Origin of the sequence: Geobacillus sp. TFV-3 (assembly GCF_009901865.1) — a bacterium.
GTDB lineage: Bacteria > Bacillota > Bacilli > Bacillales > Anoxybacillaceae > Geobacillus > Geobacillus thermoleovorans_A.
Window position 1 is genome coordinate 2,548,564 of sequence record NZ_MPSP01000001.1, and the last position, 22,307, is coordinate 2,570,870.

31 protein-coding genes and 1 riboswitch are annotated in these 22,307 nt (G+C 52.3%); of the genes, 13 read left to right on the forward strand and 18 right to left on the reverse strand.

Translation table 11 applies throughout. The features are described from left to right. Positions 1–106: 106 nt before the first annotated feature. Positions 107–1,606, forward strand: coding sequence for an HD-GYP domain-containing protein (locus tag BJQ97_RS12805; protein WP_160156872.1), 1,500 nt, complete (start codon positions 107–109; stop codon positions 1,604–1,606). Between the two features lie 118 nt (positions 1,607–1,724). On the opposite strand, the gene metC is transcribed toward BJQ97_RS12805, so the two are convergent. Together metC and BJQ97_RS12815 are read right to left on the reverse strand one after the other, a co-directional pair. Next, positions 1,725–2,903, reverse strand: a complete 1,179-nt coding sequence (gene metC, locus BJQ97_RS12810; RefSeq protein WP_160156873.1) for a cystathionine beta-lyase — start codon at positions 2,901–2,903, stop codon at positions 1,725–1,727. Positions 2,904–2,906: 3 nt separating this feature from the next. After that, the gene (locus BJQ97_RS12815) at positions 2,907–4,010 is read right to left on the reverse strand and encodes a methionine biosynthesis PLP-dependent protein (RefSeq protein ID WP_160156874.1); all 1,104 of its coding nucleotides are present in this window, start codon (positions 4,008–4,010) and stop codon (positions 2,907–2,909) included. 199 nt (positions 4,011–4,209) lie between these two features. Further along, positions 4,210–4,320: riboswitch (SAM riboswitch) on the reverse strand. A gap of 186 nt (positions 4,321–4,506) precedes the next feature. On the opposite strand from BJQ97_RS12815, the gene BJQ97_RS12820 reads away from it, so the two are divergent. The 3 genes from BJQ97_RS12820 to BJQ97_RS12830 all read left to right on the forward strand — a co-directional run bounded on the left by BJQ97_RS12820 (position 4,507) and on the right by BJQ97_RS12830 (position 6,290). Next, positions 4,507–5,235 (forward strand): alpha/beta hydrolase, encoded by a 729-nt coding sequence (locus tag BJQ97_RS12820; RefSeq protein ID WP_160156875.1) that lies wholly within the window; start codon positions 4,507–4,509, stop codon positions 5,233–5,235. A gap of 97 nt (positions 5,236–5,332) precedes the next feature. Further along, complete coding sequence (locus BJQ97_RS12825; protein ID WP_160156876.1) at positions 5,333–5,854, forward strand: YjcG family protein; 522 nt, start codon at positions 5,333–5,335, stop codon at positions 5,852–5,854. A gap of 1 nt (position 5,855) precedes the next feature. Next, a complete protein-coding gene (locus BJQ97_RS12830; RefSeq protein WP_044732018.1) occupies positions 5,856–6,290 on the forward strand; it encodes a GNAT family N-acetyltransferase in 435 nt (144 codons plus the stop codon). A gap of 116 nt (positions 6,291–6,406) precedes the next feature. Here BJQ97_RS12830 and spoVIF read toward each other — a convergent pair whose 3' ends face one another. The 3 genes from spoVIF to BJQ97_RS12845 all read right to left on the reverse strand — a co-directional run bounded on the left by spoVIF (position 6,407) and on the right by BJQ97_RS12845 (position 7,229). Next, the gene (gene spoVIF, locus BJQ97_RS12835) at positions 6,407–6,664 is read right to left on the reverse strand and encodes a sporulation-specific transcription regulator SpoVIF (protein ID WP_044732019.1); all 258 of its coding nucleotides are present in this window, start codon (positions 6,662–6,664) and stop codon (positions 6,407–6,409) included. Between the two features lie 123 nt (positions 6,665–6,787). Next, on the reverse strand, positions 6,788–6,916 hold the full coding sequence (locus tag BJQ97_RS12840; RefSeq protein ID WP_013146038.1) for a YjcZ family sporulation protein: 129 nt from the start codon (positions 6,914–6,916) through the stop codon (positions 6,788–6,790). A gap of 76 nt (positions 6,917–6,992) precedes the next feature. Then, positions 6,993–7,229, reverse strand: a complete 237-nt coding sequence (locus BJQ97_RS12845) for a hypothetical protein (RefSeq protein WP_011230361.1) — start codon at positions 7,227–7,229, stop codon at positions 6,993–6,995. Between the two features lie 129 nt (positions 7,230–7,358). On the opposite strand from BJQ97_RS12845, the gene BJQ97_RS12850 reads away from it, so the two are divergent. Then, the gene (locus tag BJQ97_RS12850) at positions 7,359–7,679 is read left to right on the forward strand and encodes a thioredoxin family protein (protein ID WP_160156877.1); all 321 of its coding nucleotides are present in this window, start codon (positions 7,359–7,361) and stop codon (positions 7,677–7,679) included. A gap of 127 nt (positions 7,680–7,806) precedes the next feature. Here the strand turns inward: BJQ97_RS12850 and BJQ97_RS17445 are convergent, their stop codons facing one another. The 11 genes from BJQ97_RS17445 to BJQ97_RS12900 form a co-directional block, all read right to left on the reverse strand. Next, complete coding sequence (locus tag BJQ97_RS17445) at positions 7,807–7,977, reverse strand: hypothetical protein (RefSeq protein WP_197071929.1); 171 nt, start codon at positions 7,975–7,977, stop codon at positions 7,807–7,809. A gap of 20 nt (positions 7,978–7,997) precedes the next feature. Then, on the reverse strand, positions 7,998–8,858 hold the full coding sequence (locus BJQ97_RS12855) for a DUF421 domain-containing protein (RefSeq protein WP_160156878.1): 861 nt from the start codon (positions 8,856–8,858) through the stop codon (positions 7,998–8,000). A gap of 12 nt (positions 8,859–8,870) precedes the next feature. Further along, positions 8,871–9,077 carry a DUF1657 domain-containing protein gene (locus tag BJQ97_RS12860; protein ID WP_044736205.1) on the reverse strand — a complete coding sequence of 69 codons (207 nt, stop codon included), beginning with the start codon at positions 9,075–9,077 and terminating at the stop codon, positions 8,871–8,873. Positions 9,078–9,089: 12 nt separating this feature from the next. After that, positions 9,090–9,446 (reverse strand): stage V sporulation protein AE, encoded by a 357-nt coding sequence (gene spoVAE / locus BJQ97_RS12865; protein WP_013146042.1) that lies wholly within the window; start codon positions 9,444–9,446, stop codon positions 9,090–9,092. A gap of 1 nt (position 9,447) precedes the next feature. Next, on the reverse strand, positions 9,448–10,461 hold the full coding sequence (gene spoVAD / locus BJQ97_RS12870) for a stage V sporulation protein AD (protein WP_160156879.1): 1,014 nt from the start codon (positions 10,459–10,461) through the stop codon (positions 9,448–9,450). Continuing rightward, positions 10,461–10,940, reverse strand: a complete 480-nt coding sequence (spoVAC, locus tag BJQ97_RS12875) for a stage V sporulation protein AC (protein WP_066232148.1) — start codon at positions 10,938–10,940, stop codon at positions 10,461–10,463. Before spoVAC ends, spoVAD begins: the two co-directional genes overlap by 1 nt. 11 nt (positions 10,941–10,951) lie before the next feature. Next, positions 10,952–11,428, reverse strand: coding sequence for a YhcN/YlaJ family sporulation lipoprotein (locus BJQ97_RS12880; protein WP_160157617.1), 477 nt, complete (start codon positions 11,426–11,428; stop codon positions 10,952–10,954). Between the two features lie 95 nt (positions 11,429–11,523). Further along, positions 11,524–11,730: a DUF1657 domain-containing protein gene (locus BJQ97_RS12885; RefSeq protein WP_011230352.1), complete on the reverse strand. Its 207-nt coding sequence runs from the start codon at positions 11,728–11,730 to the stop codon at positions 11,524–11,526. 223 nt (positions 11,731–11,953) lie between these two features. Then, a complete protein-coding gene (locus tag BJQ97_RS12890; protein ID WP_160156880.1) occupies positions 11,954–12,157 on the reverse strand; it encodes a holin in 204 nt (67 codons plus the stop codon). A gap of 27 nt (positions 12,158–12,184) precedes the next feature. After that, the gene (locus BJQ97_RS12895; RefSeq protein ID WP_160156881.1) at positions 12,185–12,415 is read right to left on the reverse strand and encodes a hypothetical protein; all 231 of its coding nucleotides are present in this window, start codon (positions 12,413–12,415) and stop codon (positions 12,185–12,187) included. A gap of 367 nt (positions 12,416–12,782) precedes the next feature. Further along, on the reverse strand, positions 12,783–13,121 hold the full coding sequence (locus BJQ97_RS12900; protein WP_160156882.1) for a spore coat protein regulator protein YlbO: 339 nt from the start codon (positions 13,119–13,121) through the stop codon (positions 12,783–12,785). Between the two features lie 155 nt (positions 13,122–13,276). Here BJQ97_RS12900 and BJQ97_RS12905 point away from each other — a divergent pair, with 155 nt between their 5' ends. Both BJQ97_RS12905 and BJQ97_RS12910 read left to right on the forward strand, forming a co-directional pair. Continuing rightward, positions 13,277–13,996 (forward strand): BMQ_0737 family morphogenetic spore coat protein, encoded by a 720-nt coding sequence (locus BJQ97_RS12905; RefSeq protein WP_160156883.1) that lies wholly within the window; start codon positions 13,277–13,279, stop codon positions 13,994–13,996. 101 nt (positions 13,997–14,097) lie between these two features. Then, positions 14,098–14,862 carry a hypothetical protein gene (locus BJQ97_RS12910; protein WP_160156884.1) on the forward strand — a complete coding sequence of 255 codons (765 nt, stop codon included), beginning with the start codon at positions 14,098–14,100 and terminating at the stop codon, positions 14,860–14,862. On the opposite strand, the gene BJQ97_RS17720 is transcribed toward BJQ97_RS12910, so the two are convergent. Beyond that, positions 14,853–15,047 carry a hypothetical protein gene (locus BJQ97_RS17720; RefSeq protein ID WP_236567264.1) on the reverse strand — a complete coding sequence of 65 codons (195 nt, stop codon included), beginning with the start codon at positions 15,045–15,047 and terminating at the stop codon, positions 14,853–14,855. The two genes, BJQ97_RS12910 and BJQ97_RS17720, sit on opposite strands and share 10 nt — an antisense overlap. A 126-nt stretch (positions 15,048–15,173) precedes the next feature. Next, on the reverse strand, positions 15,174–15,524 hold the full coding sequence (locus BJQ97_RS12920; RefSeq protein ID WP_160156885.1) for a DUF1360 domain-containing protein: 351 nt from the start codon (positions 15,522–15,524) through the stop codon (positions 15,174–15,176). Between the two features lie 174 nt (positions 15,525–15,698). Between BJQ97_RS12920 and BJQ97_RS12925 the strand changes: the two genes are divergently transcribed. The 6 genes from BJQ97_RS12925 (at position 15,699) to BJQ97_RS12950 (ending at position 22,208) form a co-directional block, all read left to right on the forward strand. Beyond that, positions 15,699–16,001: a hypothetical protein gene (locus BJQ97_RS12925; protein WP_160156886.1), complete on the forward strand. Its 303-nt coding sequence runs from the start codon at positions 15,699–15,701 to the stop codon at positions 15,999–16,001. Between the two features lie 160 nt (positions 16,002–16,161). Beyond that, a complete protein-coding gene (locus tag BJQ97_RS12930) occupies positions 16,162–17,157 on the forward strand; it encodes an aminoglycoside phosphotransferase family protein (RefSeq protein WP_160156887.1) in 996 nt (331 codons plus the stop codon). A gap of 6 nt (positions 17,158–17,163) precedes the next feature. Then, positions 17,164–18,246, forward strand: coding sequence for a glycosyltransferase (locus BJQ97_RS12935; protein WP_160156888.1), 1,083 nt, complete (start codon positions 17,164–17,166; stop codon positions 18,244–18,246). Between the two features lie 574 nt (positions 18,247–18,820). Further along, on the forward strand, positions 18,821–20,104 hold the full coding sequence (locus BJQ97_RS12940; RefSeq protein WP_160156889.1) for a UDP-glucose dehydrogenase family protein: 1,284 nt from the start codon (positions 18,821–18,823) through the stop codon (positions 20,102–20,104). Continuing rightward, positions 20,101–21,057, forward strand: a complete 957-nt coding sequence (locus BJQ97_RS12945; protein ID WP_160156890.1) for an NAD-dependent epimerase/dehydratase family protein — start codon at positions 20,101–20,103, stop codon at positions 21,055–21,057. Before BJQ97_RS12940 ends, BJQ97_RS12945 begins: the two co-directional genes overlap by 4 nt. Continuing rightward, positions 21,054–22,208 (forward strand): glycosyltransferase family 4 protein, encoded by a 1,155-nt coding sequence (locus BJQ97_RS12950; protein WP_160156891.1) that lies wholly within the window; start codon positions 21,054–21,056, stop codon positions 22,206–22,208. The genes BJQ97_RS12945 and BJQ97_RS12950 overlap by 4 nt, the downstream gene beginning before the upstream one ends. Positions 22,209–22,307 lie beyond the last annotated feature (99 nt).

The window sequence follows — 22,307 nt, forward strand, 5'->3', positions numbered from 1 at the left end:
GATCGTACAGCGCATCGCATTTTTCTATTACATTCTCATTGTCCTATGAAACGAGAATCAGTATATTAGAAATAAGTCCGTAGTCTTAGAAGAAAGGCGGAACAACATGTATCGTTCATTCGTGCACCAGTTGCTGCGTCATTATGTTACCGGCTCAGCCATCGCTGTGATCGGCGTCGGCGCGACATTGATGTTGACGACGCTCGTCATCTCATGGGAAGAAGCCAAATGGCTGATCGGCATTTTGTTGTTTTCAACCATCGTCATGGGGGCGTCAGAATGGACGGTGTTTCATCGCGATTTGGCGCCGATTCGGCAATTTTTTGGCGCTAAGCATCCGGACGAAAGGTTGGCTGCGAAAGCCCTAGAACAAGCGCGCCGCTTGCCTCTATTGGCGGTTCGCCGCATTTTAGGCCCGCACTTGTTCGGGCTGTCGATTCCCGGCATGGGGCTGACGGCTTTATGCATCCACTACCGTGTGCTGTCCCTTCCATATCGATACATTTTGTACGCCTTTATCGGCGCCATTTTGATTGCGTCACTTCACGGGTTGGTTGAATTTTTCTTAACAACGAAAGCTTGCCGGCCGCTGATGGCGTATTTGCTTACGAAGGGTGTCAGGATCGATGAAGGGCATTCGCCGCTCCCTGTGTCGCTCAAAACGAAACTGCAGCTGACGGTCTTGTTCAGCAGCACGTTTCCTGTCTTATTGTTCAGCTTAGCGACCGAAATCAAATGGTCGCTCACCGAGCCGAGCGCCTCTCACTGGTCGTATTGGCCATGGGCGGCCGTCATCTTGCTGTTTTCGATCACCTTCTCCGTTTTTTTGACTCGCTTGTTGGTGGATGAGATCAATGAGCCGGTCAGCGTGCTGGCAACCCATATGGAACGGGCGGAAAACGAAACGTATGAGCCTGTCGCCCACAATGTGTATACTGATGAATTTGCCTACTTGCTTCGCGGATTCAACCATATGATCGATGCTGTGCATCGACGCGACCAAATGAACAAAGAGCTGCTCAACAGTTTTATCACTGTCCTGACAGCAGCGCTTGACGCCCGCGATCCCTATACAGCGGGGCACTCGTCGCGCGTGGCCCGCTATGCGCTCGCGATCGGGAAACAGCTTTCCCTACCGGATGAACAGCTTGATGCCTTGTATCGCTCCGCGTTGCTGCACGACATCGGAAAGATCGGCATCCCGGATGCCATTTTGCTTAAAGACGGAAAACTAAGCGATGACGAATTTGCCTGGATTAAAAAACACCCCGCCCTTGGAGAAGCCATTTTGCGCGAAGTTAGGCCGATCAAACCGATTGAGCCGCTTTTAGCCGGCATCCGCTCCCATCACGAACGCATCGATGGAAAGGGATACCCAGATGGTTTAACAGGCGACGAAATTCCGTTGTTTGGCAAGATTATTGCCGTCGCGGATGCGTTTGATGCCATGACTTCGGACCGTCCGTACCGTAAAGGCATGGATATTCGCCAAGCCGTGGACATTTTAAAAAACGGAAAAGGAACACAATGGGATGAAGAAATTGTCGATGTATTTTTACAATATGTAGAACAACAACTTTTGCCTTCGTCCACAGCTGTCTCCTAATCAGCACTGTCCAAACCTTCTTTCTAGCACGAAGCATTATTCGGGCTGCGTCTTTCTTCCGTTCACACAGTGCAAACGGTACGCCCCCGTCGCAAGGGGCATACCGTGTGACGCCTTGCTAGGTGGATGGGACGGACCGCTGTTCTTTCACAAACGACAACGCCCGCTCAAAATCGGCGATCAAATCGTTCACATCCTCAAGCCCGACGCTCAGCCGCAGCAGTCCGTCGGTAATGCCGCGGCGGAGCCGCTCGTCTTTTGGCATCGCCGCATGCGACATTTTCGCTGGGTACGATAAAATCGACTCGACCGCCCCAAGGCTGACGGCGAACACGGGCAGGCCGACGTTTCGGACGAACGTCCGGGCCGCTTCTTCATCGGCGAGTCGGAACGACAACACAGCGCCAAACCCAGCCGCTTGGCTGCGTTGAATGTCATGGCCTGGATGGTTCTTCAGTCCCGGATAATACACGTCTTCCACTTTCGGGTGGCGCGCCAAATAGTCGGCGATGGCCATGGCCGATTCGGATGACTGCTTCAAGCGGACATGGAGCGTTTTGATCCCCCGCAGCACAAGCCACGCATCTTGGACGCCGAGGACGGCGCCAAAGGCGTTTTGCAGTTTGTACAGCTCTTTTCCCAATTCTTCATCTTTCACCACCGCCAGCCCGGCGACGACGTCGCTATGGCCGGCTAAAAATTTCGTGGCGCTGTGGAGGACGACATCAACGCCAAGATCAAGCGGCCGCTGCATCGCCGGCGTCATGAACGTATTATCCAAGAACGTCAAACAGCCGTGCGCTTTCGCCAGCTTGACGACGCCTTGAATGTCGGTCACTTTTAAGAGCGGATTGGACGGCGTTTCCATGTAAATGACTTTCGTGTTCGGTCGGATGGTTTCGGCGACGGCGCGCAAATCGGTCATATCGACAAACGTATATTCAATGCCAAAGCGGCTCAATACTTCGGTGATCATCCGGTACGTGCCGCCGTAGACGTCTTCCGTCACGAGAACGTGGTCGCCTCGGGACAAGAGCAAAAACGCCGTCGAAATGGCGGCCATGCCAGAAGCGAAGGCGAATCCGCGCACGCCGCCTTCTAACGCCGCGATCGTTTCCTCGAGCGCCTCGCGCGTCGGGTTGCCGGAGCGGCTGTAGTCGTATTTGCCGAACGAGTCGAAATCGAACTGATGGAACGTGGAGGCGTGCTGGATCGCCACGCTCACCGCCCCTGTACGGCGATCGAATTTCCATTCGTTATGGAGCAGTTTCGTCGAAAACGACCATTCCCGTTCCATCGCTCACACCTCTTTCATGTTTTTCAATGCCTGCGCCAAATCGGCGATCAAGTCGTCGGCGTGCTCGATGCCGATGGAGAAGCGAAGCAGACGGTTGCAGACGCCGTTTTGGATGCGAATTTCTTCTGGAATGTCGGCATGCGTCTGCGTCGCCGGGTACGTGATGAAGCTTTCGACTCCGCCCAAGCTTTCCGCGAACGTAATGAGGCGCAAGCTTTTTAAAAACCCGTTCACCCACTTCTCATCAGCAATCCGGAACGACAGCATCCCGCCTCTTCCCGGATACAACACATCGGTGACATCTTCATGTTCGCGCAAAAAGGCGCTGATGCGCTTGGCGTTTTCTTCGTGTTGGCGCATCCTTAGGGCCAGCGTTTTCATCCCGCGGATCAGCAACCACGAATCAAACGGCGACAAAACAGCGCCGATGGCGTTCTGATACTCGGCCAGGCGTTGACAGAGCTCCTCGCCCTTGGCGACAACAAGGCCGGCCAAGACGTCGTTATGGCCGCCTAAATATTTCGTCGCGCTGTGGAGGACAATATCGGCGCCCTGTTCGATCGGGCGTTGAAGCACCGGTGTATAAAACGTGTTGTCAACGATCAACAAAAGCCCGTGCCGCTTGGCGAGCTCGGCGACCGCAGAGATATCCGTCTCGTGCATGAGTGGATTTGTCGGTGTTTCCAAAAAGATGGCTTTTGTTTTTTCCGTAATTTTTTCCTCTACAGCAGCAAGATCGGTAAAATCGACGTAATGGAACCCAAGACCGTACTTGCGCCAGCCGCGCTCAAACAAGCGGTACGTGCCGCCGTACAGGTCGGCCGATACGAGAAACTCATCTCCGCTCTCAAACAAGGCGAGCACTGTCTGAATGGCGGCCATGCCGGAGCTGAACGCATAGCCTTGGTCGCCGCCTTCAAGCTTTGCGATCGCTTCTTCGACGATTTTGCGCGTCGGGTTGCCGGTGCGGATGTAGTCAAATCCGGTCGACTCTCCGATGCCGGCATGGCGGTAAGCGGTGGAAAAATAAACAGGCGGGTTGACCGTCCCCGTCGCCGTTTCGCTCCGGTTGCCGATTTGCGCTAACAACGTCTCCAGTTTCTCCATCTCATCTCTCTCCTTCTGCTGAAAATTCCATCATGGGTCAACGGCCGACCGCTTGGCGCAAAACGAAGCGCCGCTGTCTCTCGGGCAGCGGCCGAGCGCCTCGGTCCTAGACCGCCACGCGGTTCATCGGAGCGGCCGCTTGAATAAATAAAAAAAGTCTTCTAAGAAGAAGACTTTTCCATACACATGGTCATGCTTCTTCTTATCTGCCGAATTGAATGCTCAATTCGCTGGATTTAGCACCTGGCCGCCGGGCGGCTGGTTGCTGAAGCTTCATTGGGCCAGTTCCCTCCGCTTCTCTTGATAAGAATGAGACGCGTATTCAATTTTTCTAATTTAATAAAAAATGTAGCGCATTCCCCCTGTTTTTGCAAGTCATTTTTTTATCAATGGCACCATTCGGCAAATTCACAAAAAATTCGAGCCGTTCATTAACATCTTTTGGTGCAAATATGTTACAATAACAGATGAACTTACGCTTTCATGGAGGATGGTCATGGCGACAGCAACAGGAATCATGCGCGACTACAAGCTGTACAGCGGAGAGCTTCAAGAAGAAATCGAACTGCTCGTCTACTTGCCAAGCAATTTTTCGCCGCTTTACAAATATTCTTTACTAATCGCGCAAGACGGCAAAGATTATTTTATGTATGGAAAAATAAAAACGGTCATCGAAACGCTGATGGAAGAAGGAACAATCGACCGGACGATCGTCGTCGGCATCCCGTATCGGAACGTCAACGACCGCTACGAGAAATACCACCCACAAGGCCGAAAGCTCGAAGCATACATTCGTTTTTTAGCCCATGAACTCGTCCCGTTTTTGGACCGCGAACTGCCGACGTATCAAATGGGCAAAGGCCGGGCGCTGATCGGCGATTCGCTCGGCGGAACCGTGTCGCTTCTAGCCGGGTTGTTGTATCCACATACATTTGGGAAAATCGCCATGCAGTCCCCCTATATCGATGACTCGGTATTGGCGCGCATCGGCTCATTTCGCGATCCATCGCTCCTTTCGTTTTACCATTCTGTCGGCACGGAGGAAACAGCGGTGAAAACGACGGACGGTCATGTGCGCGATTTTATCACCCCGAATCGAATGGCGCGGGACTTGTTTATGGAAAAACGGTTTGCTTATACGTACCATGAGTTCGAAGGCGACCATGCGTGGACGTATTGGCAGCCGGATGTGCCGCGGGCGGTAGCCGCTGTTTTATCGTTATAGGCCAAAACAGAACGGCTTCGAGGATATCGAGCCGCTGCATCCTTTCCGTGCGCCGTTTGCGCATGGAAAACAAACTGGTTCAAGGAGGGAAACCAAAATGAAGTACGGCATCGTGATCTTTCCGCCAAAACAAATTCAAGATTTTGCCAACTCGTACCGGAAACGGTACGACAGCCATTACGCCCTCATTCCGCCGCACATTACGCTGAAATATCCGTTTGAAGCGGGTGAGGAGCAGCTGAAGGAAATGACGAAAGAGCTGCGCCGGATTGCGGCAGAAACGCCTCCCATTCCAATCAAAGTGACGAAATTCAGCTCGTTTTATCCGACAAGCAACATCATTTATTTGAAAGTGGAGCCAAACGACGTGCTCGAGCGCCTTCATGAACAACTGCACAGCGGTTTGTTTGCCGGAAAGCCGGAGTTTGTGTTCGTGCCTCACATTACGATCGGCCGCGATTTGCCGGGAGCGGAATATGCAGACGTCTACAGCCAGCTGAAGCTGCAAGAGGTGCACTTCGAGGAGACCGTCGACCGCTTCCATCTCCTTTACCAGCTTGAGGACGGTTCGTGGACCGTGTATGAAACGTTTGTTGTTGGAGGAAAGGAAACAATCTGACATGAACGTCGCGATTGGAACGACAAACGACCTCGCCTTGTATGCAGACGCCCTGCGCGTCCGCCGGCTCGTGTTCATTGAAGAACAAAACGTCCCCGAAGAAGAGGAAGTCGACGCATTCGAGCACGACTCGTTCCATCTCGTCCTGTATGACGGCGAAGCGCCGGTCGGCGCTGGCCGGCTTCGCTTCATTGACGAAGGCGTCGGCAAAATCGAGCGCATTTGCGTCCTGCCGTCCCACCGCGGCCGCGGCGCCGGACGGATGGTGATGGAAGCGATCGAACAGCTGGCAAAAACAAAAGGGGCGAAAACGGCGAAACTGAACGCCCAGACGCACGCGGAACCGTTTTACAAAAAGCTCGGCTACACGACCGTCTCCGGCGTCTTTATGGATGCTGGCATCCCGCATGTCACGATGGTGAAATCGCTCGAATGATGGCCATTAGAACAGCCTCGTCTACACTGATCCGAGGCTTGGAGGCATTGAACATCATTTCGCTCCCCTGAGCCAAGCAGAGCAAAAGGGAGCTGCGCGCGCAAGCTCCCTTTTGCTTATTTTTTATTGTTCAGCATATTGGCAATCGTATTGAAATCAATTTGCTTGCCGTTATGGACGATCGCCTTGACGATTTGGTCTTCAAGTTCTTTTGGCACTTTTCGGTTGGCGATTTGCGCCACCCGCTTCACGACTTGGCGCACCGTTTTTTCGTCGCTGAAATTGGCGTTTTGCAGCGAGTTGGCGAGCTCCAAAATGTCTTTCATGTTGACGCCCGTTTTCTTTTCAATGTTTTTAAAAAATTGTTGATCCATCTCTCCGCCTCCTTCTCCCTGCTATATCGTATGATGCTCCCGCGTCGGCGTGCATCAAAGGAAAGAAAAATACGAGCCGCTCCGTGGCGCCGAAACGGCCCGTATCCCATTCGCTTTTTCCCGTTAGGCGACAAATGCCGCGCCGACAATAATCAACAAGATAAACAACACGACAATCAGCACAAAACCACCGCCATAGCCACCGCCATAGCCGTAGCCATAAGGATAACCGTAGCCGCAGAAGCCCATCATAATGTGCACCTCCTTCTCCGTTTACTGTATCGTATTCACCGGCTTAGTGAGGCGTATGGGCGCAAACGCCATTTTGTCATCCAAATCGGCGGAACAGCTCGGCAAATTCCCGCTCCTTCTTCGCAAACCATTGCTCGATGTAGTCTAAGTTGCCTTGCACACTTTTGAGAAACCCATTGTTCAATTTTTCGATTTCTTGCAGCTGTTTGTTAAAGTCCTTTCCCCATTGTTCAAACAGGCGGATGAACGTTTCATGCCCTTCTTTGCGCGACGCAACCCAACCTTCGAGCGCCTTTTCCAGCTCTTTGCTCATACGTTTCCCTCCTTTTCTTACTGTTGTATGCAAAAACGGCTGCCCGTGGTGAAGGCGTCACCGTTCTTTTTTTGCCTCGCCATATGATAAAGTAAAGATGAACGGCAACATGAAAGGGAGGGAACGAATATGAAAACAATTGAAACGACTGAACAATTCCAAGTTGCCATTTCCAGCGGCAAACCAGCCATCATCAAATTTTATACGACTTGGTGCCCAGACTGTATGCGCCTCAATATGTTCATCGATGACATCGTTCGCGACTATGGGCAATACGACTGGTTTGAAATCGACCGCGACCAGTTTCCGGAACTTGGCGAGAAATACCAAGTGCTTGGCATCCCGAGCTTGCTCGTCTTCCGCAATGGAGAAAAAATTGCTCATCTGCACAGTGCTGACGCCAAAACGCCAGAAGAAGTGCGCGCCTTTTTGCAGTCTCTGCCGGAGTAAGGCAAGTCAGCGCCCTTGCAAGAGCAACAAAAAGAGAGGCTGTCCGAGAAGGAAGTTTTCCTTCCCAGACAGCCTTGCGAATGAACAGACAGCTCCTTATGATCGGCGATTGTGGAAACGGAAGCCGTCAATATTCGATTTCGTCGTAGTCTTTCGGCTGGCGCGTCAGCTGTGGGCTGTCAAACATCAATTCAATCGAAATTTCCTCATCAGTCGTTCGCGCCCGCTCGGAGCGGTCGTTCGTTTTCAATTGGATTTGGATTTCCTCATCGGTCGTTTTTGTCCGTTTGTCTTCCATCGTCGTTTCCTCCTGTGTCATCAGTTTCGCAAGAGCGGCTCGACTTTTTGCACAAGCTCTTGCATTTTCGAGGCGTTTCGTTCATACAGCGCCTTCGCCTCTTCGGAATTGGTCTGCAATGCATACAGCTCCAAGTCAGCTTGCACTTTTTTCATCGCGGCCAAAAGCAGTTTTTTCTCCTGCGGCTCGGCAATTTGGATCTTGTCGTCATACAAATCGATTGTCAGTTGCCCGTATGAATCGACTTGGGCGAGAAAGACGTTTTCGACCGCCACCCCTTGCTTGTCGAGCTGCTCCTTCAGCCAGCCGCGCCCAAGCCCCATCGTAGCGAGCGGTTCATCCAAAATTATGCCGTCCATAATGACTGTTTGCGGCTCTTTTTCCCGCGGCGGGTTTGGGAACACGTCTCCGACGGTGAGCGGCTGCTTTTCCCGTTTCAGCAGGATGTTCAAATCGCCGTTGGGCTCAAGCACCGCAAATTCGACGTCGGCGACGCGGAACACATCTTTTTTGCGCAGCTGTTCGAGCAGCTCGTCAACCGTATATTTCTCCCGTTTCAAGTTTTCCTCTAAAATTTTGCCATTTTTAATAAAAACCGTGGAATTGCCCTCGACAAAATCACGAAATTTCTTGTTGCGCAGTGAGAGGCGAGCGACAGCCACTGGAAACAGCGACCAAATCAAAATGCTGGTGATGCCTTCTTGCAACGAAATGCCTAAATCGACGGACATCGTTCCAGCGATATCGCCAACGGTAATGCCGACGATGTATTCAAAAAACGACAATTTTGATAATTGCTTTTTGCCGAGAATGCGGGTGATCACAAACAACCCGATCAAAATGCAAATCGAACGAATGGCGGTTTCTAACCATATAGGCATCGATCATGCTCCTTACTTTCCGTGATATTGCGGCTCTTCGAACTCGAGCCGGCCGATCCGGTTTTTGATGTCCGCGATGATCTCCTCTGTCGCAAGCATCGCTTCATGAAACGTCCGCTGCGCCGTTTCATCCTGGGAAGTGAGCGCCAGCTGCTGCAGCCCAGCGTGAATGCCTTTTAAGCTCGCCAACGTTTGTTTCACCTGCGAAGCAACGGTCATGGAAGATCCCTCCTATCCTTTCGGGCGGAACAAGAGCGCTCCGATAAACCCAAAGACGATCGCCGCGGAGATCCCTGCGCTCGTCACTTCAAACATGCCGGTCAATACGCCGATAATGCCGTGTTTTTCCGCCTCTTGCATCGCGCCGTGAACGAGCGCATTTCCAAAGCTCGTAATCGGAATCGTCGCCCCGGCGCCGGCAAAATCGATGAGTGGCTCATACAAACCGAATCCATCCAAAATCGCCCCGACGACGACGAGAATCGTCAACGTATGCGCAGGTGTCAGTTTAAAGACATCCATCAAAATTTGCCCGATCACGCAAATCAGCCCGCCGACGACAAACGCCCAAAAAAACATAGCCAACACGCTACGCCTCACCTCCATACTCGATCGCCACCGCGTGGGCGATGCACGGAATCGTCTCGTTTTGCTGGAACGACAGCGGTGACAATAGCGCTCCTGTCGCGACTGCCAAAATGCGCTTCAGCTCGCCGCGCCGCATCCGTTTGATGAGATGCCCGTAAACGACAACGGCGGAACAAGCCGCCCCACTTGCCCCGGACAAAACCGGCTGCCCATCGCGGTAAATGAGCAGTCCGCAATCTTGGTAGCGCTCTTCATCGATGTCAATACCGTGCTGACGCAGCAAGTCAAGAGAGACTTGGCGTCCGATTCGCCCTAGATCGCCGGTGACGATCAAATCGTAATACGATGCATCGATTTGCCTATCGCGCAAATGCGCCTCAATCGTATCGACCGCCGCCGGCGCCATCGCTCCACCCATGTTGAACGGGTCGGCAAGCCCCATATCCACAACGCGGCCGATCGTCGCCGCGGTCACGCGCGGCCCGTCCCCTTTCGGGCTGACGATCGCTACGCCTGCTCCCGTCACCGTCCATTGCGCCGTCGGCGGCTTTTGCCCGCCGTATTCGGTCGGGTAGCGGAACTGCTTTTCGACGGCGGCATTGTGGCTTGAGGCTCCGGTTAATATATAATCTGCCCCGCCGTAGTTCGTAATAAAAGCGCTGAGCGCCAGTCCTTCCATTGAAGTGGAACAGGCGCCAAAAACACCGAGATACGGCATGCCGAGCGTCCGGGCGGCAAAGCTTGTCGGGGTCATTTGGTTGATCAAGTCGCCGGCGATGAGAAATTGCACTTTTTCTTTCTCCAGGCCCGCTTTTTCCATCGCCTGAAACGCTGCTTCTTCCATGAGCACGCGGTGCGCCTTCTCGTATGACTCTTCGCCGAGCCATAAATCTTCATGGAGAAGATCAAAGTCTTCCGCAAGGCGGCCGTTCGCCTCAAACGGCCCGCCGACTGCCGCTGTGGCGATGATCGCCGGCTTGTTCGCAAACACCCATGTGCGGTGTCCTTTCAGCATTACAATCCCCCCCACTGGGTCGCAATCGTTTTGACAAGGGCAATGACAAAGGCGGAAAACGTACCGAACAAAATGACAGAGCCGGCAAGCTTGAACATGTTCGACCCGACGCCCAACACAAATCCTTCCGTCCGGTGCTCAATCGCCGCCGAGATGACGGCGTTGCCAAACCCTGTCACCGGCACGGCGCTTCCCGCCCCGGCGAATTGGGCGATTCGGTCATAGAAGCCAAGCCCAGTTAAAATCATCGATAAAAAGACCATCGTCGCCACTGTCGGATTGCCGGCCGTTTGCTCGGTGAAATCAAAGAAGTACATATAGAAATAAGAGATCGCCTGCCCGATTGTGCAAATGATTCCGCCAACGAGAAACGCGCAAACACAGTTGCGCACGATGGGGCGCTTCGTTTCCCGTTCTTTTTCGAATAAATGATATTCCTGTTGAACTGGGGTCAGCTTTTTCCGTTTCTCATTCGCCATAATGACACCTCTTATGTTTGCTCTTTGCTTAGCTTTTCAATACGCCTAATTTCCCGATTGACTTTTCGTTCATCCCAGCGTCGATTGTCCATGTTAGCTTTTAATTCCTTCGTCTTCCAAAAAATTTTCAAATCGCTCGAGGAAACGACGTCGTAGCCGGGAAACATGCCGCGCAGTTTTTGGTCAATGTCTTTCTCAATTTGCTTTCGGCTCCACCGCTTCATATGGGGAATTTGATAAGCGACAAGCAACCGATCCCCGCTGTTGACTGCCACCACGTCCCGAACATCGTCGCGCCCGCGCAAATAGCTGGCCGCCCGCTCGGCCGGACCTTGGTTCAGCTCCGCATGTTTTGCCGTCCCGGACGTGTGGGTTCTCAGCAAGTTCGCCCCTTGCAGCGATTGTTTTTGTTCCGTTTCTTCCTTGGCGCAGCCGCTCGTTGCCATGATTGCCGCCACGGCCGCCAACCACCATTTTTTCATCTCCATCAACCCATTCGTTTTATGTATTTCCGCAAAGCCGGGAAAAGGTTGGCGTGCTGCCAACCTTCCCGCCTGAACCATCCTATTCGCCTTAACGAAGGTTATTGTTGTTTATATTGTGGCTCTTCATTTTGAATTTCTTGCATGCGTGAGTTTACCAAGTCAATCACCGCCTGCGTTTGTTGGGCAGCTTGTTGGTAAAGCTGTTTGGCAGCTTGGTTTTCCGTTTGCAAAGCAAACGTTTCGAAGCTCGCTTGCGCCGATTTTAACCCCGCCAATGTTTGCTTCACTTGTGTTGCAACTGTCATGATTCATGTCCTCCTTATATGGTGTAAGAATTGGGGGTGACAATGTTTAGAATGTTTTTTTGCCGAAGCTTCCGTTGTCCGCATCCTTGGCTTCACATAGATGACAATGTTTAGAATGTTTTTTTGCCGTCAAATTATAATTGTCATTTTCTGCAAAACGTTCTTCCGCCTTTCCCGCCTTTCCGGGCGCGAAAAGGGCGCCTTCTGCAGGCGCCCATACGGTTTACGGCTTGTTATCAACTTTATCAGAATAACCGCGGCCGAGCGACGGGTTGTTTAAAATACCGGCCATCACCAAAATGCTTAACAACGCATGATACAACTGTTCATACTTGCCAAGGTCGATGTCGACACCGAACGTCTCAAGCGCAATCACGACAAATGACCCGATTCCGAGCCAAAGCCCGTAATTTTTAAAACGCTCCACCGTTTGCGTCCTCCATTTGCTTTATGGCTAGATCCACGAGAACGGCCTCCGTTCTCCTTCGTTTCGATCATGGCCTCCTTCACCATGTTCTTCCTTATCCAAGTCCCGCACATCTTCAACGGCTTCCATTTCCGTATCATCACGGTGCGGGAACAACCATGGATCGCGAATGCGGCCGCGCGGCATAATGACGATGTCATCGGCATGAATGATCAGTTTATCGACATGGATCACTTTTGCTTTTTTCCGATCCGACATGCCCTTCCCCCCTTCCTTTCGCCTAGTTGCACTGTTAGACTATGCAAGGAAGCGAAGCAAAGTATAGGCATCTCTCACGGATTTCAGCTATTTCTTCTTGATGACGGCTGGCCGGCCGCATCCGCATCCACTCGGACGCCGCACAGGCTGCGTTGTCGAGGAAAGCACCCTTGTCACCGGTTTCGACGGAGTTGGTTTCTTCATTTCTCATCCCCCCATCCTGAAAAAGTGTAGCCTTCGCCGATCAATCCATTTATGTTCAAGTTCATTTCCGTACGATTCGTCTCTAATCGAAATGTCATTCAACGGCGAGAGGAAAAGCGAACGGCTACTGCTATTGTATGGCTTGGTGAGCCAAGGGTGCCTCTCATTTTTCTTTGTTTCGCTCCAGGCGGGGCACGATGGCATTTTCTTGCCTCAGTGTGCGGAAAAACCAACTGTCCGGCCGTTCGTCCTCATCTGTCTTGCCCGTTTTTTCGCTCCATGGCGATTGCAACAGCTGACGGCGAAGCTCGTCATTTTCCTTCGCCAGCTGTTTGATCTGCTCGTAGCGCTTGGCGCTTTGGTAAGCCAGCTCCTTTAACACAATGTTTTCGGCTTCCACCTCTTTCAGCCGGCGCTCCAGTTCAGCCATTCGCTCAGCAAGCCGCTGTTCACCCGTTCCCCTTCTCTCTGCGCTCATCGCCCCGTGTTTGTCTTTCATCATTTGACATCTCCCCCTTTGATTCATCGCTGGCTGCGCCCACCAGCAAAAAATCCGCATCTGTCCCAACACATTTACCTAAGCCATTCCATAGTATACAGTAGTCCCAAACCACCAGGCGTTGGGGAACCAACTGAACGATAGGAGGAACGAAGAAAATGGGTCATCATCACCGTCGCGATACAGAAAGAGTATGCATCAGAACGCGCAAAATTTACGACTGGGTGACGCGCCAAGTCGATGTACCATTGCGAAGCTTCAGCGGTGAGGATTTGGAAGCGATTTTCCCGATGGACCACTGCCGGCGGGAAGGAACAATTTGCGATTTTTTAGGAACGCAACATACAAACCCGCAACACTTGACGATCCGCTGCTTCCTGACAGACGCCGACGGAAACCCGATCGACTCGGTCGTTGACCAAGACGCATTGATTTGCCAGGAAATTACGCAGCCAAACGGCCGGCAGTCCGTAAACGTCACCCTTCCTTCTGGAGAAACGGTGACGTTGCAAAAAGTCAAAGCGCTCATCAAAGGGCATGTCGTCGTGCAAATTGTCAGCCCAGCCGGCACGGTCATTTGCCAATCGAAGCCAATTCCGTTCGCTACCGCCCAAACGTTCATCTTGTGCGCCCCGGAAGGCACGCAGCTCAACTGCCATATTTCGTTCTTCGAATGCGACACGAGCCTAGTCTGTACAGACAACTTTGCACAACTTGATGTTTCCATCACCTTATGCCTTGAAGTTCAAGTGGAAGCTGATGTCAAAATCGAAGTCGAAGCTCGTTTCTGCCAACCGCGCGAAGAATTGGCCGAAGCCGTGCTTTGCCCGACAACCAAATTCCCGCCGCAATGCCCGGACGTATTCCCGGCCATGTAGCATCCTGCACTGTTCAGGCTGTTGTTCCCACAACAGCCTTTTTTATATGGCATGCTCCTGCAACGGATACATAAGATGAGAATGGAAGGGGTGGAAACGGTATGAAAAACAAAAATGACCAACATCTCCGTCTGCAGCAGCAAATCATCCACTACCGGTCAGAAGCGGCCTCATGCCGGCAACAAGTGCAACAACTGGAGGCCGAGCTGACCAAGGAAAAAATGCGCAGCGCCTATTTGAAAGAAAAGCTGCGTGAAGCAGAAACAACCACCGTTGAAACGTACAAGAAAAAAATCGCCGCCTTGGAACGCCAGCTTTTGTTGTGTGAAATTGCACTGGAAGAAACGCGATCGAACCTCTCAAAGGAGACAGAGACACCAGCGTTGGAACGAGCCGCCGCCGTGTCGTCGTTGTTTCACTACTCTGTCGTCATTCCGACACATTTTGACGAGGAAGAACTGACCATCATTGGTGATTTCATCATTCGTAATCACGGAACGACATCGCTTCACCATTTGATTGTCTGTCTACGCCTTTCTCCTCCAAAAGCAGCGGTGCTCAGCGGGAAAATCATTTTGCCAAACAGCGTGCGGGCCGAGCAGGAAGCGATGATCTCCAACAGCGCGGAAAGCTGGACGTTCACCCACGAAAACTGGCGGGAAAAAGTGCGGCAAAGCGGGGAATACTGGCTTGCCCCGCTTTATGACGCCCCGCTTGAACCGGGTGGGGAGCGGCGCTTTTCCCAGTTTGAAATCACGGTTCCCTCGTCCAGCAATGCCCGCTCATTGACGGTCGATGGATTCGTGTATTGCTCGGAACTGCCAAAGGGCGTTCCTGCCGCCAACCATATTGCCATTCAATGGTGACCCGCTCGTTTTCCGCCTTCATGCCGACAAGCGGCGCACCTGCTGTTTTGGCCGGCCGTTTTGGACCGGCCTCGCGATTTTAAACATAGCAGTTGGGCGTTTCCTTTCATCAGTGTCATCCCGACAAACTGCACGGCTGTTTGGGCATCACCAGTTGACGACGGCTTGACGACTTCCATCCACACCGCGGCCATCCCTTCAGCGAACGTTTCCCAACCAGCAACAGCAGTTCGCTGTCCATTTTTTGATCAAAACGACGCCCGCTGGCATCCCTCATCGGTTGTGCCATGACTGCCATGGACGCCTTTCTCTTACGCCAGCCATTTACTGACGATCGTCTCCATGATCGCCGCCCCGCCGGCAATGGCTAGAAGCGTAATAAGCGGCTCAAAAACGGCCGGCCACAACGCCAAGCCGAGGTAACAAAACGCGGCGCACCAGATCCCCGTGCACCAGTAACAGCTCAATAGTTCCCCCATCCATCGCCGCAACCCATCGCCCTTGAAAGAAAGAAATACTTGTTTGCTTCCATCTGGGAGCTCCTGCTCTGCCCATTCGTGAAATGGACGGCGAATCCAGGCGGTGATCGCATCATATACAATCAGCCGTGTCAGACGAAAGCTGGCTAAACAAAGAAGGATAAATGAAAACGGATCGTCCATGCTCCTCTCCCCTTTCCGTCGATCGTGACCATCCAAAACCGATTGCCTTCTGTCGTTCCAACTTGGCAGCCAGCGAATTCCCTTTAGCGCGGACGTTTACCCAAACGCTCTCCTACGCCAATCATATGATGGAATATAGGTTTTTAACACAAGGACCAGAAAGGAGGCGACGCGATGTACCATGTCTTTTTCGACCGGCGCCCAGCCCGCCCCCGCCTTCCACACGCCCTTTACGAACAGTTGATTGCACTTCCGCCCTACGTTGAAATCAACGTGCACACCGCCAACGAGACGCATTACAATGCGCTTTTTCTCGGCTTCGAGCCGCGGACGAACAGTGTTTCGCTATTGGTCGACCGCTTTTATAAAGAGGGAGAGCGCTCGCTTACGATCGATGCTGCCACGATCACCTCAATCGATCTCCCTGCTTCCATGAGGCCAGCTCCATCCGCTGGTACAGATGAAGAAGAAGAATAGCTAGAAAAGAAGGCACAGCCGGCTGACGCCAACCAGCGCGGTCGGCGCTTATTTTTTGGCGGCGCCGTTTTCTCATTGACTAGTGCGCTTGTCTATACTTTCTCTTCTCGGATGACATACACTTTTACTAATCGACAATGGATGCTAGGAGGAACTGATCTTGGCTTCGAAACGATCCCGCCTGTTGTTTGACATTTTAAGCCATTACGACCTGTATGGAACGGAAATCGACATCATGAAGGAACTAAAAAAGGAAAAAGTATGGCTTGTGCAAAACAAAAAAACAAAGGAACGGTACGTGCTGAAACGACTGAGCGAAGACAAAACGAATTTTCCGATTTTGCTCCATTCAAAGCTGTACCAAGAAAGATTTCATGTCCCAAAAATCTTCCAAACGAAAACAGACCAATATTACATCCACCGAAAAGGCCATTACTACTATTTGATGGACTACATCGTCCCAAGCGGAATGAAGCCCTCTTTCCAACAACGAATCGAAGGGCTCGCCCGCTTTCATGCTCACAGTCTGTTTGCCGATTGGATCGCCCCCCGCCCTTCATCGTTTCTGGAGCCGAAAGACGTGCTGAGCGCACATCGACAAAAAGCAGCACAGTTAGAGGAGCAGGCAAAGGCCATCGATCATGGTGACGCTCTTTCTCATATAATGAAACAGATGGCCTGGATCGCTAATCAAAGTTATGCATGGCTTGAAAAAAGCAATCTAGCTGATTTTTGCCGCACAGCGAAAGAACGAAAGGCCATTTGCCACGGGGATTACAACAGCAACAACCTTTTATTGGCGAAAAACCGCGAAATCATGATGATTGACTTTGACCGCGCCTACTACGGCCTCCCGCTTGATGATTTTCGCTTTCTGCTTGTTTCGTTGATGAAAAACCCGAAAAACGACGCTGTAAAGCGAACGAGGCTGCTATTTGCCCTTTATTTCTCCATTTGCTCGCTGTACACTCCGTACAAGAGCGTCTATGCCGCTGATGCGATGTTTCCTCATGTGTTTTACAGCGAAACGGTCGGCCGGGAAAAACAAAAGCAAGTGTTGCACAGCCCATCGTCCTTGGACTTGCTCACCCGCCTCGCCGAACAGGAAACAAAAAAATTCGCATTCTTGTCCGATTTTTTCAAAAGCGAGGGATAGAGAAAAATGAAACAAACGATCGCCCACTTTCTTCATGAAAAAATGAAAATCAATCAACGCTTTATTTACAACCAAATGGTTCATTTAAAAAAATATCGCCCGATCATGATCGGGTCATTCGCCGATGACGGCAGCCATCCGTTTCCTCTCATTAACTACTATCGTCTCAACGACATCGACGATTTCAGCCGCTTCGCCAAAAAACAAAATATTGTCGCCATTCACGCTCACCATGGAAAGCATGCCGTCGAAATTCTCCCACTTTGCATCGCCCATCGCATTCCACTTGTCGTCAGCATCCGCGGCCGCGATGGATCGGCGAAACATCAAAGTTTGCGGCGCAATCAAACACGGTACAATTTGCTCAAACAACACGGGGCGCTCTTTCTTCCTGTCTGCCGCTATCTTGCCAATGAACTGATCACGCTAGGCTTTCCGCCGGAAAAAATCCAAGTTCTCTACGGCGGCATTGAGCTCGATTTATTTCCGTACCGGGAACGGACGATTCCTAAAAACGGAGGCAGCATCATTCTCTCGATCGGCCGGCTCGTCGAGAAAAAAGGGTTTTTAACGCTCGTGCGCGCCTTTCAGCGTGTGCATGCCAAACATCCGCGCTGCCGCCTTCGCATCATCGGCAGCGGCAAAGAGGAAGAAAACATCCGCCGGCTTGTCAGCGAGCTGAAGCTCGATCCGTTTGTCGATCTGCTTGGCGCCATGGACGCCGCTTCGATCGCTCGCGAAATGGAGCGCGCTCATCTATTTTGCCTGGCGAGCGAGACTGCTTCTGATGGAGACGTCGAAGGCATCCCCAATGTATTGAAAGAGGCGATGGCCAGCGGGCTGCCGGTCGTCTCGACAAACCACGCCGGCATCCCCGAATTGATCGAACACAAACGCACCGGCTATCTCGCGCCAGAAAGAGACGACCTTGAGCTAGCGAACGGCATTCGCTTTTTTCTGGAACATCCGGAACGAATTCCGTCCTTCACGAAAAAAGCGCGCAAAGTGATTGAACAGCGGTTTGATATCACGAAACAAATCAAGGTGCAAGAACGGTTGTATGATGAATTCATCAAAAAAACCAGGTAACTGTCACCTGGTTTTTTTGTTGCTCAATTCTTCCCTTTTCCTTTCCAAACAGTAGAAGCGCCATATAGCCGTCTGCCGCGCCAATATCAAAGCGCTTCCCAGCGATCAGTTTTCCGCGGCATCCTTTCGTTGTGCCAGACAACGGCGGCTGGCTTCCGTCAGTTGAAGTTCCTCTCCCCTAGAAGGCTGGTGATTTAGTGAAAAGTCGCGGAAAACGGACTCCCTTCTCAAATTGAGAATTCCTGTAAAATCAACGCTTCTCTTTCATCCGAAAGCAACGGGTTCGGCGAAATCGGTCGTTTTTCACCATCCCTCTAGAGGCTTTTTAGTGATGCTAAATATGGAAAAATGGCCGGCGTGAACACGTAAGGGATAATCGCGTTTTTGACCACCGCTTTCCCACCTTCTCTTTTTTTATATCCTTATCGTATTCGCTTTCGAATGACGGGGAAGGTTGTCCGACGAAAATACGATGCTTCATTTCCAGCGTTTTAGGCGCTTGCCATGTAGCAAACCGCGCTTGTCTGTTAATACGCTATAAAAGCCGGAGATTTCACGAAGGAGGCCTATTAGCATGAACATCTGCATCATCGGCGCTGGCTATGTCGGACTGACCACCGCAGCCGTCCTTGCTGAACTTGGACATGAAGTGCATTGCATTGATCATGATGAACGGAAAATCCGCCTGCTCCATAACGGAGAAATTCCGTTTTATGAGCCGGGGCTCAAAGAATTGATTGTCAAAAACTATCATGGTCTGACGTTCAGCGGCCGCTGGGATGATATCAAACGGGCGGCCGTCGTTGTCATATGTGTCGGCACCCCGCCGCGGCCCGACGGCGGCACCGACTTACGCTATATTGAAGCGGTGCTCGACCGCTTGGCAGCGACGATCAAATCGTACAAAACGATCGTCACGAAAAGCACTGTCCCGCCGGGGACGAATGAATGGATGCGCTCCGAGCTCATCCGCAAAGGAGTGAAACCGCAGTTGTTCCGCATCGTATCCAACCCAGAGTTTTTGCGCGAAGGGTCGGCTGTCTACGATATGTTTCACCCGGACAAAATCGTCGTCGGACTCGAACCAGATGATGACCAATCGCTTGCCATCATGCAGGCGGTGTATGCCGGCATCAAAGCTCCTTACGTCATCACGAGCCTGGCCGGCGCGGAACTGATCAAATACGCTTCCAACGCATTTTTGGCGACCAAAATTTCCTTTATTAACGAAATGGCACGCATCTGTGACGCGTTTGCCGTCGATGTCAATGACATCGCCCTCGGGATCGGCTTCGACCCGCGCATCGGCCCACACTTTTTGCGGGCCGGCCTCGGCTATGGAGGATCTTGTTTTCCAAAAGATATCAAAGCGCTCGAACATGCGGCGCGCTCGCGCCAAGTGGAGCCGCATTTGCTGAAGGCAGTGCAGACCGTCAACGCCACCCAGCTTGACGTTTGCTTCCAAAAACTCAATGAGCAACTTGCCCCCTTGACAGACAAAAAAATCGCCGTGCTTGGCATCGCCTTCAAGCCGAATACAGATGATACGCGTTTTTCCCCCGCTGAAGCGCTCATTCGCCGATTGAGTGAAAACGGCTGTACAGTTGCCGCCTACGACCCGAAGGCAACGCTCTCGGAGCCGCTCGCCCGCGTCACACAAATTCAGTCGGTGCACGAAGCGATCCAAGGGGCGGATGGCTTGGTCATCGCCACCGATTGGGACGAATTCCAAACGCTTGACTGGGGGCAAGTGAAAGCGGCGATGAATGGGACGCTCGTGTTTGACGGTCGAAACTGTTTGGATCGCCATGCAGTCGAGCAAAGCGGTTTGCGCTACATGGGGGTGGGGCGCCCGTGAACATTCTCGTCACCGGTGCGGCCGGATTTATCGGCTCCCATTTATGCGAAAAACTGCTCAAAAACGACGAGCATCATGTGATTGGCGTCGACGGCTTTCTCGGCCCGACGCCAGCGCCGCTAAAAGCGAACAACATTGCCCATCTGCAGTCTCATCCGCGGTTTACCTTTCTTAAGCTGGATTTGCTGACAGCCGATTTGCCGTCCTTGCTGCAAAACGTCGAAGCGGTCTACCACTTAGCTGGCATGCCCGGCGTGCGAACGAGCTGGGGGACGGAGTTTGCCGGCTATGCTGCCCACAACATTTCCGCTACCCAGCGGTTGCTTGAGGCATGCAAAGACCGGCCGCTCAAACGGTTCATCTACGCTTCGACCTCATCCGTCTACGGCGACCGGGGCGGCCCGTTGTCGGAAACGCTTGAACCGGCCCCGCTCTCCCCATATGGCATTACGAAGCTCACCGGCGAACATTTATGCCGCGTCTATTTTCGCGAGTTCGCCGTACCGATCGTCATTTTGCGCTATTTCACCGTCTATGGCCCGCGCCAGCGCCCGGACATGTCGTTTCACCGCTTCATCCGCCAGCTGCTCGCCGGCCAGCCGCTCACCGTGTTCGGCGACGGGACACAAGCGCGCGATTTCACCTATATTTCTGACTGCGTTGATGGAACGATCGCCGCGCTCGATCGGGATAGCATCATTGGAGAAACGATCAATATCGGCGGAAAAGAACGAGCATCGGTCAATGAGGTGATCCGTCTGCTGGAAACGCTGACGGGAAAACAAGCAATCATTCAGTACACCCTCGCCGCCCGCGGAGAGCCGAAACAAACGTGGGCCGACTTGACAAAATCGGAGCGGCTGCTCGGGTACAAGCCGGTTGTAACGCTTAAAGACGGCCTTCAAAAAGAGATCGAATACATCCGTTCGCTGTATGAGGGTGAACATTCATGAAAATCGCCTATATCTGCACAGAAAAGCTGCCCGCCCCGGCAGTGCGGGGCGGGGCCATTCAAATGATGATCGATGGGATTGCTCCATTGATCGCTCGCCGCCACGAACTGACGATTTTTTCGATCGCTGATCCGCTTTTGCCGCCTGAAGAGACAGACGGAGACATCCGCTACATCCGTTTTCCGAAGCTGACATATGAAAAGGATGTGGCACGTGCGCTGGCCGCGCACAAATTCGATGTCGTCCACGTCTTCAATCGTCCTGTTCCGCTCATCGATTACCAAGCGGCGGCTCCGCAAAGCGCCTTTGTGCTAAGCCTGCATAATGACATGTTTTCGCCGCTGAAAATCACAGCCAAGCAGGCGAAGCGTGCACTAGACGCCTGCACCTTGCTGACCGCCGTCAGTGAATACATCAAACGAACGGTGACAAACCGCTATCCAATCGATCCTCAGAAAGTAAAAGTCGTTTATTCCGGAGTCGATGCTTCCCAATACATCCCCGTCTGGACAGAAGAGGGCAAGCGCATCCGCCGGGCGGAACGGGAAGTGCACGGACTGACCGATAAAAAAGTCGTGCTGTTTCTCGGCCGGCTCAGCAAAACAAAAGGACCGCATTTGCTAATTCAATGTCTGCCCTCCCTTTTGACCCGCCATCCCGAGGCAGCGCTTGTCATCGTCGGCGGAAAATGGTTCAGCGACACCGGACGAAGCGAATACATCGACTGGCTTCACGAGCTCGCGGCGCCGATGGCCGATCGCGTTCTGTTTACGAATTACGTTCCGCACAGTCATATTCCCAAACTGCTCTTAATGGCCGATGTGTTTGTATGTAGCTCGCAATGGCACGAGCCGCTCGCCCGCGTCCATTATGAGGCGATGGCCGCCGGCATTCCGGTCGTGACGACCAACCGCGGCGGCAACACCGAAATTGTCCGCCACGGCGAAACCGGCTTTGTCATCGATGACTACCAAAACCCGCACGCTTTTTTGGAAGCGATTGATTACATGCTGGTGAACAAACAGGAAGCGGAAACCATGGCGAAAAAGGCAAGAACGCTCGTTGAACAGCAATTTCAATTCCACCATGTGGCTAAGCGGCTTGAAACAGTTTATATCGAAGCATGTTCCTCCGTTTCCCCAAACCAATAAGGGCTGTCTAAAAGAAAGTATTTTCGGGACAGCCTTTTTCTTGTTTCTGTGAAACCAATAATGCTATGCTACTTCTTTTCCATTGCATCCCTGTGGGTA

Excerpts from the sequence above, each read along its gene's own strand:
- BJQ97_RS12805 (WP_160156872.1), top strand. The coding sequence starts at position 107 with ATGTATCGTTCATTCGTGCACCAGTTGCTGCGTCATTATGTTACCGGC.
- metC (WP_160156873.1), bottom strand. The coding sequence starts at position 2,903 with ATGGAACGGGAATGGTCGTTTTCGACGAAACTGCTCCATAACGAATGG.
- BJQ97_RS12815 (WP_160156874.1), bottom strand. The coding sequence starts at position 4,010 with ATGGAGAAACTGGAGACGTTGTTAGCGCAAATCGGCAACCGGAGCGAA.
- BJQ97_RS12820 (WP_160156875.1), top strand. The coding sequence starts at position 4,507 with ATGGCGACAGCAACAGGAATCATGCGCGACTACAAGCTGTACAGCGGA.
- BJQ97_RS12825 (WP_160156876.1), top strand. The coding sequence starts at position 5,333 with ATGAAGTACGGCATCGTGATCTTTCCGCCAAAACAAATTCAAGATTTT.
- BJQ97_RS12830 (WP_044732018.1), top strand. The coding sequence starts at position 5,856 with ATGAACGTCGCGATTGGAACGACAAACGACCTCGCCTTGTATGCAGAC.
- spoVIF (WP_044732019.1), bottom strand. The coding sequence starts at position 6,664 with ATGGATCAACAATTTTTTAAAAACATTGAAAAGAAAACGGGCGTCAAC.
- BJQ97_RS12840 (WP_013146038.1), bottom strand. The coding sequence starts at position 6,916 with ATGATGGGCTTCTGCGGCTACGGTTATCCTTATGGCTACGGCTATGGC.
- BJQ97_RS12845 (WP_011230361.1), bottom strand. The coding sequence starts at position 7,229 with ATGAGCAAAGAGCTGGAAAAGGCGCTCGAAGGTTGGGTTGCGTCGCGC.
- BJQ97_RS12850 (WP_160156877.1), top strand. The coding sequence starts at position 7,359 with ATGAAAACAATTGAAACGACTGAACAATTCCAAGTTGCCATTTCCAGC.
- BJQ97_RS17445 (WP_197071929.1), bottom strand. The coding sequence starts at position 7,977 with ATGGAAGACAAACGGACAAAAACGACCGATGAGGAAATCCAAATCCAA.
- BJQ97_RS12855 (WP_160156878.1), bottom strand. The coding sequence starts at position 8,858 with ATGCCTATATGGTTAGAAACCGCCATTCGTTCGATTTGCATTTTGATC.
- BJQ97_RS12860 (WP_044736205.1), bottom strand. The coding sequence starts at position 9,077 with ATGACCGTTGCTTCGCAGGTGAAACAAACGTTGGCGAGCTTAAAAGGC.
- spoVAD (WP_160156879.1), bottom strand. The coding sequence starts at position 10,461 with ATGCTGAAAGGACACCGCACATGGGTGTTTGCGAACAAGCCGGCGATC.
- spoVAC (WP_066232148.1), bottom strand. The coding sequence starts at position 10,940 with ATGGCGAATGAGAAACGGAAAAAGCTGACCCCAGTTCAACAGGAATAT.
- BJQ97_RS12880 (WP_160157617.1), bottom strand. The coding sequence starts at position 11,428 with ATGGAGATGAAAAAATGGTGGTTGGCGGCCGTGGCGGCAATCATGGCA.
- BJQ97_RS12885 (WP_011230352.1), bottom strand. The coding sequence starts at position 11,730 with ATGACAGTTGCAACACAAGTGAAGCAAACATTGGCGGGGTTAAAATCG.
- BJQ97_RS12895 (WP_160156881.1), bottom strand. The coding sequence starts at position 12,415 with ATGTCGGATCGGAAAAAAGCAAAAGTGATCCATGTCGATAAACTGATC.
- BJQ97_RS12900 (WP_160156882.1), bottom strand. The coding sequence starts at position 13,121 with ATGATGAAAGACAAACACGGGGCGATGAGCGCAGAGAGAAGGGGAACG.
- BJQ97_RS12905 (WP_160156883.1), top strand. The coding sequence starts at position 13,277 with ATGGGTCATCATCACCGTCGCGATACAGAAAGAGTATGCATCAGAACG.
- BJQ97_RS12910 (WP_160156884.1), top strand. The coding sequence starts at position 14,098 with ATGAAAAACAAAAATGACCAACATCTCCGTCTGCAGCAGCAAATCATC.
- BJQ97_RS12920 (WP_160156885.1), bottom strand. The coding sequence starts at position 15,524 with ATGGACGATCCGTTTTCATTTATCCTTCTTTGTTTAGCCAGCTTTCGT.
- BJQ97_RS12925 (WP_160156886.1), top strand. The coding sequence starts at position 15,699 with ATGTACCATGTCTTTTTCGACCGGCGCCCAGCCCGCCCCCGCCTTCCA.
- BJQ97_RS12935 (WP_160156888.1), top strand. The coding sequence starts at position 17,164 with ATGAAACAAACGATCGCCCACTTTCTTCATGAAAAAATGAAAATCAAT.
- BJQ97_RS12940 (WP_160156889.1), top strand. The coding sequence starts at position 18,821 with ATGAACATCTGCATCATCGGCGCTGGCTATGTCGGACTGACCACCGCA.
- BJQ97_RS12950 (WP_160156891.1), top strand. The coding sequence starts at position 21,054 with ATGAAAATCGCCTATATCTGCACAGAAAAGCTGCCCGCCCCGGCAGTG.